We start from the raw sequence: 14,235 nt of genomic DNA, 5'->3' as shown, positions 1-14,235 counted from the left end.
AATTAATTAGCTATGATATGAAATAAATAAGGCAACACGGTAAGGTGCTGCCTTATGGATCTATATCAGGAGTGAAGAGGGATTACGCGCGGTCTTCCCACTCTTGTGCGCGAGCCACGGCTTTTTTCCAACCACCGTATTTATAGTTACGTTCGGTTGTTTCAATACCTGGCTTGAACACACGCTCAATTGTTGCTTTGCTTTGTAGCTCGTCGAGGCTTTTCCAGAAACCAACCGCAAGGCCTGCAAGGTAAGCTGCACCTAAAGCCGTGCTTTCGCGAACTTCTGGGCGTTCCACAGACGTTCCTAAAATATCTGCTTGGAACTGCATTAAGAAGTTGTTCGCAACCGCACCACCATCTACACGGAGTGCTGCAAGGCGCGTTTCCGCATCGGCTTGCATCGCATCTAGCACATCGCGAGTTTGATAAGCAATAGATTCCAGTGTTGCACGGATAATATGGTTACGGTTAGCACCACGTGTTAGGCCGAAAATAGCACCACGCGCATACGGATCCCAGTATGGTGCGCCTAAACCGGTGAAGGCTGGCACCACATAGACGCCATTGCTGTCTTTCACTTTTGTTGCGAAATATTCAGAGTCAGTGGACTCATCAATCAGTTTCAGCTCATCACGTAGCCATTGAATAGATGCGCCGCCAACGAATACCGCACCTTCAAGGGCATAGTTCACTTCGCCTCTTGGGCCACACGCAATAGTCGTCAGCAGGCCATGGTTTGAACGAACCGCTGTTTCACCTGTGTTCATTAGCAAGAAGCAACCTGTACCATAGGTATTTTTTGCCATGCCTTCTTTCACACATAACTGGCCATAGAGCGCGGCTTGTTGGTCACCTGCAATACCAGAGATAGGAATACGAGTACCGCCTTTACCACCAATGTTAGTTTGGCCATAAACTTCAGACGATGGGCGAACTTCTGGCAGCATTGCACGCGGAATATTCAACGCTTTAAGGATCTTATCATCCCATTCCAGATTGCGGATATTAAACATCATGGTACGAGAAGCGTTCGTGTAGTCGGTTACATGAACACGGCCTTGGGTCATTTTCCATACGAGCCATGTATCTACTGTACCGAATAGTAATTCCCCTTTTTCAGCGCGTTCGCGAGCACCTTCAACATGGTCTAAAATCCATTTCACTTTAGTACCAGAGAAATAGGGGTCAACAACGAGGCCAGTATTTTGGCGAATATACTCTTCTAGCTCTTTATCATTCTGCTTGAGATGAGTACAGAAATCCGCAGTACGACGGCACTGCCAAACAATCGCATTATAAATTGGCTTACCTGTTGCTTTTTCCCAAACAATGGTGGTTTCACGTTGGTTAGTGATCCCGATACCTGCAACTTCATCGGTACGAATATCTGCTTTTGCCAATACTTCGATAAGCGTTGAGCTTTGTGTTGCCCAAATTTCCATTGGGTCATGTTCTACCCAGCCTGGCTTAGGATAGATTTGAGTGAACTCACGCTGTGAAATACTGATGATATTGGCGTCGTGATCGAGTACAACGGCCCGCGAACTGGTTGTTCCCTGATCAAGAGCGACAATATATTTTTTCTCGATATTTGTTTCTGTTGTCATAATTTAAACCTGTTCCGGTGATGATTAAGCGTTTTTACTAGATGTTTTTGATGGCTCGTCTTTTTTCGTATGCACGAAACCTGGTAAGTGACGAGTGATCAGCATGCGGTAACCGAATGCACCAATCAGTGCGCCAACGATAGGAGCAATCAATGGTACTAAGAAATAAGGAATTTCACGTCCACCTGTCAGGGCAATATCCCCCCAGCCTGCGAGATAAGCAACAACTTTTGGTCCGAAATCACGAGCAGGGTTTAAGGCGAAACCTGTTAGTGGGCCGAATGAACCACCAATAACGGCAATCAGAATACCAATTAATAGCGGTGCTAGAGGCCCACGTGGAATACCGTTACCATCATCGGTTAAAGCCAAAATTAGGCACAGGAGGATGGCAGCGATAACCACCTCAATAAAGAAGGCGTGCATTTCGCTAATTTGCGGGGCTGGGTAAGTAGAGAATACACCAGCAGTAAAGAGGCTTTCTTGTGTGCCACGAATAATGTGGTGAACTTGGTCGTAATCAATGAATACAGGTGAGTACATCGCATAAACTAAGGCGGCAGCGAAGAAACCTCCTAACATTTGTGCAACGATGTAAGGTGCGACTTTATGTCTTTCGAAGCTAGCAAATAACCAAAGTGCAATGGTTACGGCAGGGTTAAGGTGAGCCCCAGAGATGCCAGCGGTTAAGTATACAGCGAGTGCAACACCAAAGCCCCATATGATACTGATTTCCCAGAGGCCAAGTTGTGCTCCGGCGATTCGGACTGCTGCAACACAGCCTAAACCAAAGAATACGATGAGTGCAGTACCTAAAAATTCTGAGATGCACTGACCGGTAAGTGTAGTCGTGGTCGTTTGGCTCATATCTTCTATCCTACGAAAATTAAAATTATTGTAATGTTTTTCAGGTTAAGATCTTCAAAGTGAAAACCTATAGTGTAAATTTATCGTTAATGAGCGCAAACGAGAAATATCGAAATTGAAATATGTGTGTTACATCACCAAAACGAAAGAAAACGACCAAAAATAGTGACGCAATCGACCTTTACGATGTGATCAGACCAGTGTTTTAAAATAAGGGATTTGGGGAATCAGAGTCAAGCCACTAGACACAGAGGATCATGCTACTTACAATCGATATTAAAGCTTACATGGGAGGTCAGAAGAATGTCATTTGAAGTATTTGAGAAACTAGAAGCAAAAGTCCAACAAGCGATTGATACCATCACACTGTTACAAATGGAAATCGATGAGCTAAAAGATAAAAATAGTGCGCTTGTTCAAGAACTGGATAATGCGAAATCGGGCACCGAATCACTGGTACGTGAAAACGAACAACTGAAACAAGAGCAACAATCGTGGCAAGAGCGTCTGCGTGGTTTGCTGGGTAAAATGGAAGAAGTCTAAAATACCGGTTATATTTCGCGCAGCAGCGTTGTTGGCTTCTTTTGGTTACCTGAATGGCATACTTATGTATGCTCATCGCGATAACCTATGACCGCTGACGAGCAGCAACACGAATTATCTAGGGGTACATAGGGTCAATAAGTTATAGCTGTTGCTGATGATTGTAGGTTATCTATTGATATCAAAAGTTGAAATAGCTTGGCATGAGTCGTTAGGTTTTTTACGTTGCTATCCCTTGTGATAGGGGAATAGCCAAATTGTACTTTGTACCACAGAACCATAAAAAGAAGGGCTGATATCATTATCAGCCCTTCTTTTTTGAAACCGTATGATCATGCGATTGATGATTAGAGGTCGTCGTCTAGTACTTCAAACTCGCTACCATCCTGAGTTGAAAGTGGTTCTTCTGATAAGATGATGCCTGTGTTATCTGCATAGAGATAGTCACCCGAGAAGAAGGTAACGCCGCCAAAATTGACGCGAATATCGCTTTCGCCAATACCTTCATCTGGGCAGCCTGCTGGTATGGCGGCAATTGCTTGAATACCCAGATCTAACTCCATCAATGCGTCTACTTGGCGTACAGCGCCATAAACCACAATACCTTCCCAGTGGTTATCAACGGCTAAGCGAGCAAGTTCCGCATCAATGAGGGCTTTGCGTACAGAGCCGCCACCATCGACAAGGAGAATACGACCATGACCGTCTTCTTCCAGCAAATCATATAGTAGGCCATTGTCTTCAAAGCACTTGACCGTAATGATTTGACCGCCAAATGAAGTACGTCCACCAAAGTTGGAAAAGAGAGGCTCTACCACATTGACGCTTTCTTGGTAGATATCACAGAGTTCGGAAGTATCATATTTCATAGTGTATAGGTCTTTATTTGCTGCAAGAGAGATAAAGTATATCCCTTTTGAGAGGTGATTGGCAAAATCCACCTCCCAAAAACAAGGGGGCTAAGTCAAAAAATAAGCAATTACTTACTCAATATTACACCGATAGAAAAGAGAACGTTAGTGAATAGTGCGGCTTTTACCATGTTTTCTAACATTGGGCGCATCCCTTCAGGGGTTGGATCACTGAGTACGCGACGCACATGGTTCATTAACATGGGAACGGCAAGCAAGAACAACCACCCCGTCCAGCCACGAAGATAAAGTAAGTTAAAGAAAGCTAAGCAGAGTATAGCAACAATAATAATAATAGCATGATAGATTCGCGCGCCTGATGGGCCTAAACGCACAGCAAGGGTATTCTTACCTGCTTTTACGTCATTTTCGATATCGCGCATATTATTAATATTCAGTACGGCAACGGAGAGTAAACCACAGGCTGTAGCCGGTAAAAAGGTGATCATGTTCAGTGTATTGGCTTGTAGGTAATAAGTCCCCATCACACTCAGCCAGCCAAAGAAAATTAGGACGGATATATCACCTAACCCTAAGTAGCCGTAAGGTTTTTTCCCGACGGTATAGGTGATAGCGGCGACAATCGCGATTAAGCCTAACACTAAAAAGCCAATGGCATCTTCAGGTTTTTCACAAGCGACAACAACCAGCAGCAAGCCTGAAATACAGGCAGCAATAATATTAATTTTTAATGCTTTTTTCATGTCTGCTTGGGTAATCACCCCTTTTTGCATACCACGCAAAGGGCCAATACGTTCAGCGGTATCTGAGCCTTTTACGGCATCACCATAGTCATTTGCAAGATTAGAGAGTATTTGCAGTAAGCCTGCGGTAATAATGGCTAATAGGGCAACAGGCCATTTAAAATTACCCGTTAAATAGGTCAGTGCGGAGCCAGTAATAATGGCTATGACTCCTAATGGTAAGGTCTTAGGACGTAAACTTTCTAGCCAAGCCTGCTTACGGCTAATAGAAGTAGATGAGCTCATTCAATAATTTCACAGGTTTGTTGTGTACAATACATTAAAAGCCCTCGCGTGAAAAACCGTATACGGCTTGTCCATGAAAACGTGCATATGGAAAGCGATGTAATGGCTGCGCGACAGGCTAAATATTTACCGTCTAACGTAAAATTATAAAGTACAACGATGGGTCACCGTTGTACTTTATTAGACGTATCTTAAGGATACATGAAAACCTGATAATTAATAAGCTTATAAAATAAATCTGCTTAGATCTTCATCTGCAACCAGTTCATCAAGGTGCTGTCTGACATACTCGGCATCGATTTGAATGGTTTGGCCGTTACGTTCGCTAGCATCATAGGAAATATCTTCCATCAAGCGTTCTAACACGGTATGTAAGCGGCGTGCACCGATGTTTTCAGTTGATTCATTGACTTGCCATGCCGCTTCCGCAATACGGCGAATGCCATCGTCAGTAAACTCAATCGTCACACCTTCTGTTGCCATCAAAGCTTTGTACTGCTCAGTTAAAGAGGCACTTGGCTCAGTGAGGATACGCACAAAGTCTTCTGTTGTCAGCGCTTGTAGCTCAACACGAATTGGCAAACGGCCTTGTAATTCAGGGATCAAGTCTGATGGGCTAGAAACTTGGAATGCACCCGATGCGATAAAGAGGATATGGTCGGTTTTGACCATGCCATGCTTAGTCGAAACGGTACAACCTTCGATCAGTGGCAGCAGGTCACGCTGTACGCCTTCACGAGAAACGTCAGGGCCAGAGGTTTGACCACCGCGCTTACAAATTTTGTCGAATTCGTCGATAAAGACGATACCGTGCTGTTCAACCGCTTCGATAGCTTGCTCTTTCAGCTCTTCAGGGTTGACCAGCTTAGCGGCTTCTTCTTCCACTAGCAGTTTAAACGCTTCTTTGATCTTCATCTTACGTGCTTTTTGTTTTTGGCCCGCAAGATTTTGGAACATAGATTGTAGCTGATTAGTCATCTCTTCCATGCCAGGAGGAGCCATGATCTCAACACCCATTGGTGCCGCAGCGACTTCAATTTCGATTTCTTTGTCGTCTAATTGACCTTCACGTAATTTCTTACGGAAAGATTGGCGAGCAGGTGATTGTTCATCAACAGGCTCGGATTGACCCCAATTATTTTTTGCAGGTGGGATCAGAACATCAAGAATACGTTCTTCAGCTAGTTCTTCAGCACGGTAACGGTTTTTCTCAATGGATTGTTGACGGACCATTTTGACAGCAGAATCAGCTAAGTCGCGAATGATAGAGTCAACTTCTTTACCGACATAACCCACTTCTGTAAATTTTGTCGCTTCAACTTTGATGAATGGCGCGTTAGCGAGTTTTGCAAGGCGGCGAGCAATTTCAGTCTTACCGACACCCGTTGGACCAATCATTAAAATATTTTTTGGTGTGACTTCGTGACGTAACGTTTCATTCAGCTGCATACGGCGCCAGCGGTTACGTAGGGCAATTGCAACAGAGCGTTTAGCTTTGTTTTGACCAATAATATAATTATCGAGTTCGCTAACTATTTCGCGTGGAGTCATTTCGGACATACTGTAATCCTTATGATTTTGAAGAAATTTCTTCAAAGTTGACATTGTGGTTGGTATAGATACAGATATCGCCGGCAATAGAAAGTGCTTTTTCAGCGATTTCACGAGCACTTAATTCTGTGTTTTCAAGTAGTGCGCGTGCCGCAGCTTGCGCATATGGGCCACCTGAACCTATAGCAATTAAATCATTTTCTGGCTGAACGACATCACCGTTACCTGTGATGATAAGAGAGGTGTGTTCGTCGGCTACGGCTAGCAGAGCTTCAAGTTTGCGTAACATACGGTCAGTACGCCAATCTTTTGCTAGCTCAACAGCGGCCTTCGTTAAATGGCCTTGGTGTAGTTCAAGCTTGCGCTCAAACAGTTCAAAAAGAGTAAATGCGTCGGCAGTGCCACCGGCAAATCCGGCAATAACTTTGTCGTTATATAAGCGACGAACTTTGCGGACATTGCCTTTCATGACGGTGTTACCCATCGTCGCCTGCCCATCTCCACCAATTACGACCTGGCCATTACGGCGAACACTTACGATTGTTGTCATGAGTTAGCCCCTGGTTTTATGACGAAAAAAATGCGGGTATCAATTTTTCAAGTTACCAGCCTTCTTAAACGGGTAACTTGAAGCAAGCAAAATGCTGTAATAGCCGCTCTTGATAGTACGTTAAAACAGTACATGGGGGAGGGGATTGTATTTTTCAACCCCCAGAGGCACGAAGAATACAACCTGAGACACCAACACCGCTTGCACGATCGCGCATTTTTTCTGCCGTTGACTTGGAATAAGGGCCAAGTACGATACGATGCCAGCCGCCGCCAACAGTGACTCGGCTTTCTATGCCAGCAAAAGCGAGTGTAGCACGAACGGACTCTGCTTGTTCCGCGGTACGGAAAGAACCACATTGAACCAGCATATTTTGTAAATTATTCGCGGGTTTGCTTTCAACGGGTGCAGGCTGCGTTGATTGTACAGGGCGATTTTCTGTTTTTGCCTCGGTCGAGGTGACAGGTTTACGTTGTACTGGTGGATTGACGGGTTGAGTTGGTTCTTTAATGATCACTTGTGAACGAGGAACCGGCTGCCCATTATAAGGCACTTCCGGTAAATTCGTCACAGGGCCACGTCTATCCGAATCAATCTGTTCTAGTAGTTGACGCTGCTCAGGGGTTAGCTCCGATGGGCGCATAATGTTGCTACCCGTACTCTTTTGCGTCTGCTCAATGTTTGGCGTATCAACACCCCGACGCTCTAGCTCTTTAATATAGCGCCAGCGTTCTTCAGGTTTAGGCGGTAAAGTATCGACAGGTACTGATGATGAATGGCTTCCCGTACTTTGGGGGGATTCCTTCTTATTTTGAGTGATATAGAAAAGGCCGCCCACAAACAAGACAACAATTCCGACAGCAACAACTAATGTTGTCATCGGTAGGCCTTGCGCTTTCTTGGCTTTGCCTTTACTGGTTTTACGGCGGGCAGATGACCGCCCGCGAGCTACATAATCTTTTTGTGCCACGCTGTTAATTCACTAGGTTATTGAGTGTCTGTGATTATTCAGTTTTATACTCGTCGTATTTCAAGTTGCAGTATTGTTGGTGATGTTTTAGCAACAAACTGCAGCTTGAATGATTTAGGTGGTACATGTTACTTAACCTGAACGACTTTGCCTAGCTTTTAGGCGCTTTTGTACTCTCTCTAATGATTAAATCAGAATCTAGGAGACGAGAGCCAGGGGTGACACTATTACCTTGTAGTTGTTCCAGCAGTAATAACATGGCATGGCGACCAATTTCATCGCGAGGGTGATTTATCGTTGTTAAGGCTGGCAATGTATACTGAGCCTGCTCTAGATTATCGAACCCAACAATAGATAGGTCATCGGGAAGGATGAGTCCTGATTTTTTTGCTTGCCACATTGCACCGATTGCCATGATATCACTATGACAAAAAACCGCTGTGGGTGGTTCAGGTAGGGCAAGTAAAGTTTTGACAGCCTCAGCACCGCTTTCATGCGTAAAATCACCACGAACGATATATTGCTCGCGTAATTTTTCACCCGTACGCAGCATGGCTTTTTTATACCCTTCTAAACGATACTGGCTGTGTGGCATATGTTCAGGCCCCGCGATACAAGCGATACGTTTATGACCTAATTTCTGTAAATAGTGCGTAGCATTAAACGCAGATGTTAGGTTATCGATATGTACGGTTGGTAGTTTAAGTTCAGGAGAGAACTCGTTAGCCATCACGATAGGGGGGAGATTTTTTTGTTCTTCAGCAGAGACATCGAAAGGTAAATTCGAGCCTAACAGTACCATCCCGTCGATTTGTTTCGTAATAATCAGATTAATGAAGGCGTTTTCTTGTTTTTGTTGATGTTTGCAGTCGCCAATCAAGACAAAATAACCTTCTTGCGCGGCAACTTTTTCCAGTCCACAAATCACATCACTGAAAAAGGGATCACTAATATCGGGAACGATCGCCAAGATCGTTTTTGATTCGTTACGTTTGTAGCTCCTTGCTAAGTTATGTGGATAGTAGCCCACATCCATCACAGCTTGCTCTACTTTCTGACGTGTCTGTAAAGAGACTTTTTCAGGTGTCATTAATGTTCTAGAGACCGTTGCCGTTGATACGCCCGCTGCATTAGCAACATCTTTCATGGTTGCAGTACCACTGTGTTGTTTCTGTTCCACAACGTCTTCCTTACGTTTAGTTAATCGATTGCTTTTTTTGAATGGCGTAAAGACGTCATCACATCAAGTAACGAGTTATTCTAAATGGTTTAACAATAATATCTGTTACCTAGTTTACATAAAAACTGTGACTTGCGTCATTTTTTAGAGCTACTTCGCAAATATTGAAAATAGTTACCATAAAGTTTCCATATGAAACATAGGGGCAATATCAAGTGGAGCAGTTTGCTATTGTCCGCTTCCCTTAAAATAAGACAGCGATAATTAGATTTTCTGTCCTAAAAATTGCAGAGGTCATAATGAAAAAAGCCCGTTTTACTGAAACTCAGATCGTTAATATTTTAAAACTTGCTGATTCTGGTATGAAAGTGGACGATATTTGCCGCCAAAATGGGATTAGTAACGCCACCTATTATAATTGGAAATCAAAGTATGGCGGCATGGAAGCTAATGATGTTAAACGATTAAAAGAGCTTGAAGAGGAAAACACGAAACTGAAGAAGCTCTTTGCGGAAGTTAGCCTTGAAAATCATGCGATGAAGGCGCTTTTCGCAAAAAAGGGTTGGTAGTGGCTGAAAAGAGAGCCTGTACTCAATCATTAAAAGAGGCAGGCTTATCAGTCACTAAGGCTTGTGAGCTGACGTCATTATCACGAGCCACATTTTACCGTCAGCGAATAGATTGGCGCAAAAAAGACCGCGTGGTAATCGATGCTATACAAACCATTTTAGCTAAATCGCCACAATCGGGATTTTGGAAATGCTATTTCCGACTACGATTTCAAGGCTATCCCTTTAATCATAAACGAGTTTATCGCGTTTATTGTCAATTGGGGCTAAACCTGAAACGACGGGTTAAAAAAGTGCTTCCGAAGCGTGAAAAGAAGCCATTAGTGATAGAAAAATTCCCAAATATTCAATGGGCACTGGATTTTAGGCACGACAGTTTATACTGCGGTAAACGGTTCAGAACACTCAATATTCTTGATGAAGGAACACGTGAATGTTTAGCGATTGAGGTTGATACGTCATTACCGGCAGAACGTGTTATCAGAGTGCTTGAACGTTTAAAAATCGAAAGGGGGTTACCAAAGCAACTCCGAGTCGATAATGGGCCTGAGCTGTTCTCAGTTAACTTATTGAATTATTGTGAAGATAACCAAATTTCGCTATGCCATATTCAACCAGGAAAGCCACAACAAAATGGCTTTATCGAACGTTTTAATGGTTCGTTCCGTCGTGAATTTTTAAATGCGTATTTATTTGAATCGTTAAGCCAAGTTAGAGAATTAGCGTGGTTTTGGCAACAAGATTATAACCAAAATCGAACGCACGAAAACTTAAATCACCTCCCTCCGGAGGCCTATCGTAAACAGTTAGAAAACTCTAAGTTGGTGCGTCTCAATTAATGGGAAGTGGACAGTAACATTGCCATATTTTACTTAGTCATTATGAACTAATTCATATGGATCCGTTGGCCGTTTTGTATAACGTCCGGTTTCATTATTTCGCCATCGCTTTGATTTACCATAAAAACTACAACTCAATCCCAATGGTTCCACACAACCTACCCCATTCGGCGCATACTGCTAAAAATTTAAACCATCTGTCAACTTTATCAGGATTATAAAACTAACCATTATTTGTAAACAGGAAATTAAATAGAATGTTAGGTACGGACTTTTTGTTTTCATAGATAAGTTTACAGCCATTAGTAAAATGTAATTCTATCTGCTCTATGTCATCTTTAGAACAAACAGAAAATGTTGGCAATGATGAACCTTGTAACTGAAAAAACTGATTTAGGGGGGTATTCATTATTCCTAAATTATCCGTTATATGCATATTAATATTAGCATTATCAGTACATTGAGAAACACTAATAGCTTCATAACTTTTATTTTTTTGTCTCGCTATACATAACTCAATAGAAAAATTACTTATATTAATAGTATAAATTTCTGCTGATTTAAAACTCTCTTTTTGACAAAGCGACAAAAGGTACTTCCTATCCTCATCCAAATATATTGAGTTAAAAAAACCTTTGGATTTAATTATATCAATTATATCAATTATTTTTTTCATCTCTAACAGCTTTGATTTTTTCTGTTACACCTTTTACTAACCTATTATTATTCAATACTTTTTGTAAGTGACTCCACTCTGCGGCTTTAGTAGGCCATCTTACTTTAGCATATCTCTAGATAAGTTATTACTTTAGCTTTATTTTTGGGTTCTGTTAGGTATTGATCTGATTTTTCTGTTTTTTTCCAAGCAATTGTGTCTACATTTGTTTTACTAAAAACAGGGTATAAATTATTTTCCCATACTTACCTGATGTAATTGCAATTGCTATTTTATCAATATGAGCGTGAGCACCTTGAACCCATCAATCTTCAGCTAATACATCGATTCCATGCTGAACATGCAACCCCCACGGATCCACCCATGTCAGCGGATTCGGCGCATACTGGTACAGATTCAATCCACCCGCTAACCCGATGGGGTCTTGCTGGGTAAAGCGGCCTAAATCCGGGGCGTAGTACCTGAAGGTATTATAGAGCAGGCCAGTTTCTTTGTCGAAATATTGTCCTTGAAAACGCAGGTTTTGTTCACTGTTAAACTCACCGGTAGGGCGGGCCTGACGCTGTAAATTACCCCAAACGCGATGCAGCCCTTGCCACACAATATTTCCGTTATATTTGTTCAACACCTCCGGTAACCCATTCAGACCGCTGTGAGTGTAATAAATCTCTTGATGATTTGTTAATTAAATTCAATTGATAGCTTGGATATTATGATTCAGATTTATCAAATTGCGGTGGGTCATATATTAACTCAGTAAGTACATTACTTAGATGTTCACATTCAGAGTCATTAATTTTAGCTAAGCAATCGGATAAGCCTATATTAATAAGTTTACTTTTAGGTAACATTATGGTTCTATTAATTATCAATTTTAATATAAATATAAAATACTCATCATTATTAATATATTTCCTCAGTTCTATAATATTAGGTACATTTTTTTTTAAAATGAAAAATGTATAGTTTATTAAAATTAAATTTGATATGAAAAGCTCTTGTGTTGATTGTAGAGGCTCAGTTATATCATTTAATATACTAAAAAATCCGCTTTCATTTTTTTTGGTTAAATTGATAAATCTCACAGGATTTAAGTGTTCAATTAATCTATCATTAAATGAAATTTCTAATTCTTTATAAAGATCGCTATCACCAAATGATATGTATTTCAGTATTTCAGTATGAAATAATTTAATGTATATCCCGTGATAAATATCTTCTTTTCTATCATGAATTTCATTTATAGCATCTAAGAAATCAATGTAACCAAGATTGTCGGATAAGAAAAAAATTTTATTTTTTATATACTTAAATCTAGAAAAGGTTTCATAATGTAAGAATAGTTCGCATAAAAATGACTGTAAGAGTTCAGTTTTTATTTCGTCCGTAAACTCATCACTATTACTAATCTTATTCATTTGAAGGATGAAAAAAAATAATTTCAAATCTCTATTTGTCTTTTTTTTTGTCTCAACTCGAAAAATATATCCAAACCGTGACAAGACAACATTTATAATATCAATATCTTGACTGCTATATCCTGCTGATTCCATTCTTTTTATTGTATCATCAAAAGAATGATAATCATCAGTCCATCTTATTAAATCACACTTATGATTTTTAATCTTTAACTTCAAATAAAGAGATTCATCATAAGTATCTTTTTCAAAAGAAAAAATACTCATGTTTATTTCTTTTGCTCTTGAATTTAAAAAGAAATTTAACTTATTTTTTAGCAAAAGTATCATTTCACTTTTGAAATTAGTTAGCATATCTTCTTCCACTTTTTCCATTCTCCTGATTTTCCTTTTTTTTTGTATTTCTATGCCAAGATTGAATGGGAAAGTAGAGCGTTCTCATTTAACAGATAAACAGGAATTTTATCAATTAATCGATTATAAAGATGATGTCGATTTACATGAAAAGTTAGCTGAATGGGAAGTATTTTATAATTGTCATCGTCCCCACTCAGCTCATGCTGGTAAAACACCGTATGAAGTGTTAAAAAATAAGCTTGGTTTTTAAGGCTAAGCGTCAGCCGAGGTTCTGAGTGACACACCTCAATAAAATTCAATCTTACAGTCTTCTATATTATAATTCTCACCCGTAGTTAAAATTAGTTTGTTATCAATTATCTTACCTGTAATCAATCCTAAATTAGCAGCACCTTTCTCAATTTGCTTACGCCACCCATTTAAGTCTCCTTTGTATGAGAGAGCATGAAAGAGTTTTCCATCAGGAGTCCATAGTTTACAGTTTTCACTTATTGCTCCTCCACTAGTAGGTATGATTGGAGTTATCTTATTGATTATTTTATTAAATAATCCGTTACCAACAAAGTTATTGCTTCCATCATCGGACACATAACGATACTCTCTCCACTCAACTGGTACTGCCCCTGGTGCTTTATCGCTTATTTTCATTCCATCACCTTGAATGTTATGTTCTCCAACCCTGCATTTTTAAAAATCGTATTATAGTGTGCTGCAAAATCGGCACTATTTGTATGGTATATAACTTCATCAAATGCAGCTGAATATTTTTTTGCTTGAGATAAAACTGTTTGCTGCTCTTTTATTGCAAAAGATGCTTTTCCAATTGAACTCTCTGGATTGCGTATTGATTTAGCCCAACTATCCACATATTTTGCTTCTATAGCTGTTACTTTTCCATTTAAATTAACAACATGATCAGCTATCCCATTAACACTTTTTCCATCTACTATTGCAGTATATTCTCTTGATGATTGAGATAACTTTCCTCCATACAAATCTTGTACTTTTTGCTCATATGCTCTTGCTTTAACTCCACATGCAGACAGCCCCCACGGATCGATCCACGTCAGCGGATTTGGCGCATACTGGTACAGGTTCAATCCGCCTGCCAGCCCGATGGGGTCTTGCTGGGTAAAGCGGCCTAAATCTGGGGCGTAGTACCTGAAGGTATTATAGTGCAGGCCGGTTTCTTTGTCGAAATATTGT

General features: G+C 40.8%; 14 protein-coding genes and 2 pseudogenes. 3 read left to right on the top strand and 13 right to left on the bottom strand.

The features are described from left to right. Positions 1-82 precede the first annotated feature (82 nt). Together glpK and PSE69_RS17100 are read right to left on the bottom strand one after the other, a co-directional pair. Positions 83-1,609 (bottom strand): glycerol kinase GlpK, encoded by a 1,527-nt coding sequence (gene glpK / locus PSE69_RS17105; RefSeq protein WP_004924654.1) that lies wholly within the window; start codon positions 1,607-1,609, stop codon positions 83-85. A gap of 24 nt (positions 1,610-1,633) precedes the next feature. Next, on the bottom strand, positions 1,634-2,476 hold the full coding sequence (locus PSE69_RS17100) for an MIP/aquaporin family protein (RefSeq protein ID WP_004924651.1): 843 nt from the start codon (positions 2,474-2,476) through the stop codon (positions 1,634-1,636). Positions 2,477-2,779: 303 nt separating this feature from the next. Here PSE69_RS17100 and zapB point away from each other — a divergent pair, with 303 nt between their 5' ends. Then, entirely contained in the window at positions 2,780-3,019 is a 240-nt protein-coding gene (gene zapB / locus PSE69_RS17095; RefSeq protein ID WP_004924650.1) for a cell division protein ZapB, read from the top strand. A 347-nt stretch (positions 3,020-3,366) separates the two neighbouring features. On the opposite strand, the gene rraA is transcribed toward zapB, so the two are convergent. The 6 genes from rraA to cytR all read right to left on the bottom strand — a co-directional run bounded on the left by rraA (position 3,367) and on the right by cytR (position 9,170). Beyond that, a complete protein-coding gene (gene rraA / locus PSE69_RS17090; RefSeq protein ID WP_014657241.1) occupies positions 3,367-3,888 on the bottom strand; it encodes a ribonuclease E activity regulator RraA in 522 nt (173 codons plus the stop codon). Between the two features lie 110 nt (positions 3,889-3,998). Next, entirely contained in the window at positions 3,999-4,919 is a 921-nt protein-coding gene (locus PSE69_RS17085; RefSeq protein ID WP_004924644.1) for a 1,4-dihydroxy-2-naphthoate polyprenyltransferase, read from the bottom strand. A gap of 225 nt (positions 4,920-5,144) precedes the next feature. After that, on the bottom strand, positions 5,145-6,479 hold the full coding sequence (gene hslU / locus PSE69_RS17080; RefSeq protein ID WP_014657242.1) for an HslU--HslV peptidase ATPase subunit: 1,335 nt from the start codon (positions 6,477-6,479) through the stop codon (positions 5,145-5,147). Positions 6,480-6,489: 10 nt separating this feature from the next. After that, positions 6,490-7,020, bottom strand: coding sequence for an ATP-dependent protease subunit HslV (hslV, locus tag PSE69_RS17075; protein WP_004924640.1), 531 nt, complete (start codon positions 7,018-7,020; stop codon positions 6,490-6,492). 154 nt (positions 7,021-7,174) lie between these two features. Next, positions 7,175-7,990, bottom strand: coding sequence for a cell division protein FtsN (gene ftsN / locus PSE69_RS17070; RefSeq protein ID WP_004924637.1), 816 nt, complete (start codon positions 7,988-7,990; stop codon positions 7,175-7,177). 151 nt (positions 7,991-8,141) lie between these two features. Continuing rightward, positions 8,142-9,170, bottom strand: coding sequence for a DNA-binding transcriptional regulator CytR (gene cytR / locus PSE69_RS17065; protein WP_004924634.1), 1,029 nt, complete (start codon positions 9,168-9,170; stop codon positions 8,142-8,144). Between the two features lie 299 nt (positions 9,171-9,469). On the opposite strand from cytR, the gene PSE69_RS17060 reads away from it, so the two are divergent. After that, a protein-coding gene (locus PSE69_RS17060) for an IS3 family transposase (RefSeq protein ID WP_121875018.1) occupies positions 9,470-10,578 on the top strand; the annotation gives its coding sequence in 2 pieces (ribosomal slippage) (positions 9,470-9,719 and positions 9,719-10,578; 1,110 coding nt in all). A 223-nt stretch (positions 10,579-10,801) separates the two neighbouring features. Here the strand turns inward: PSE69_RS17060 and PSE69_RS17055 are convergent. The 3 genes and pseudogenes from PSE69_RS17055 to PSE69_RS17045 all read right to left on the bottom strand — a co-directional run bounded on the left by PSE69_RS17055 (position 10,802) and on the right by PSE69_RS17045 (position 13,047). Further along, the gene (locus tag PSE69_RS17055; protein WP_014657247.1) at positions 10,802-11,254 is read right to left on the bottom strand and encodes a hypothetical protein; all 453 of its coding nucleotides are present in this window, start codon (positions 11,252-11,254) and stop codon (positions 10,802-10,804) included. A gap of 343 nt (positions 11,255-11,597) precedes the next feature. Further along, positions 11,598-11,921: pseudogene (locus tag PSE69_RS17050) on the bottom strand (RHS repeat-associated core domain-containing protein); the annotation flags it as partial. A 43-nt stretch (positions 11,922-11,964) separates the two neighbouring features. Continuing rightward, positions 11,965-13,047 carry a hypothetical protein gene (locus PSE69_RS17045; RefSeq protein ID WP_154635307.1) on the bottom strand — a complete coding sequence of 361 codons (1,083 nt, stop codon included), beginning with the start codon at positions 13,045-13,047 and terminating at the stop codon, positions 11,965-11,967. A 34-nt stretch (positions 13,048-13,081) separates the two neighbouring features. Here PSE69_RS17045 and PSE69_RS17040 point away from each other — a divergent pair. Next, a pseudogene (locus PSE69_RS17040) lies at positions 13,082-13,279 on the top strand (integrase core domain-containing protein); the annotation flags it as partial. Positions 13,280-13,314: 35 nt separating this feature from the next. Here the strand turns inward: PSE69_RS17040 and PSE69_RS17035 are convergent. Next, positions 13,315-13,677, bottom strand: coding sequence for a hypothetical protein (locus PSE69_RS17035; RefSeq protein ID WP_004924618.1), 363 nt, complete (start codon positions 13,675-13,677; stop codon positions 13,315-13,317). After that, the coding region (locus PSE69_RS17030; protein WP_272675298.1) for an RHS repeat-associated core domain-containing protein at positions 13,674-14,235 on the bottom strand (562 nt) is incomplete at its 5' end. The genes PSE69_RS17035 and PSE69_RS17030, both read right to left, overlap by 4 nt.

The sequence above is a fragment of the Providencia sp. PROV122 genome, assembly GCF_028482365.1.
In the GTDB taxonomy this organism is placed as follows: domain Bacteria; phylum Pseudomonadota; class Gammaproteobacteria; order Enterobacterales; family Enterobacteriaceae; genus Providencia; species Providencia stuartii.
This window is presented reverse-complemented; position numbering and strand designations above follow the sequence as displayed.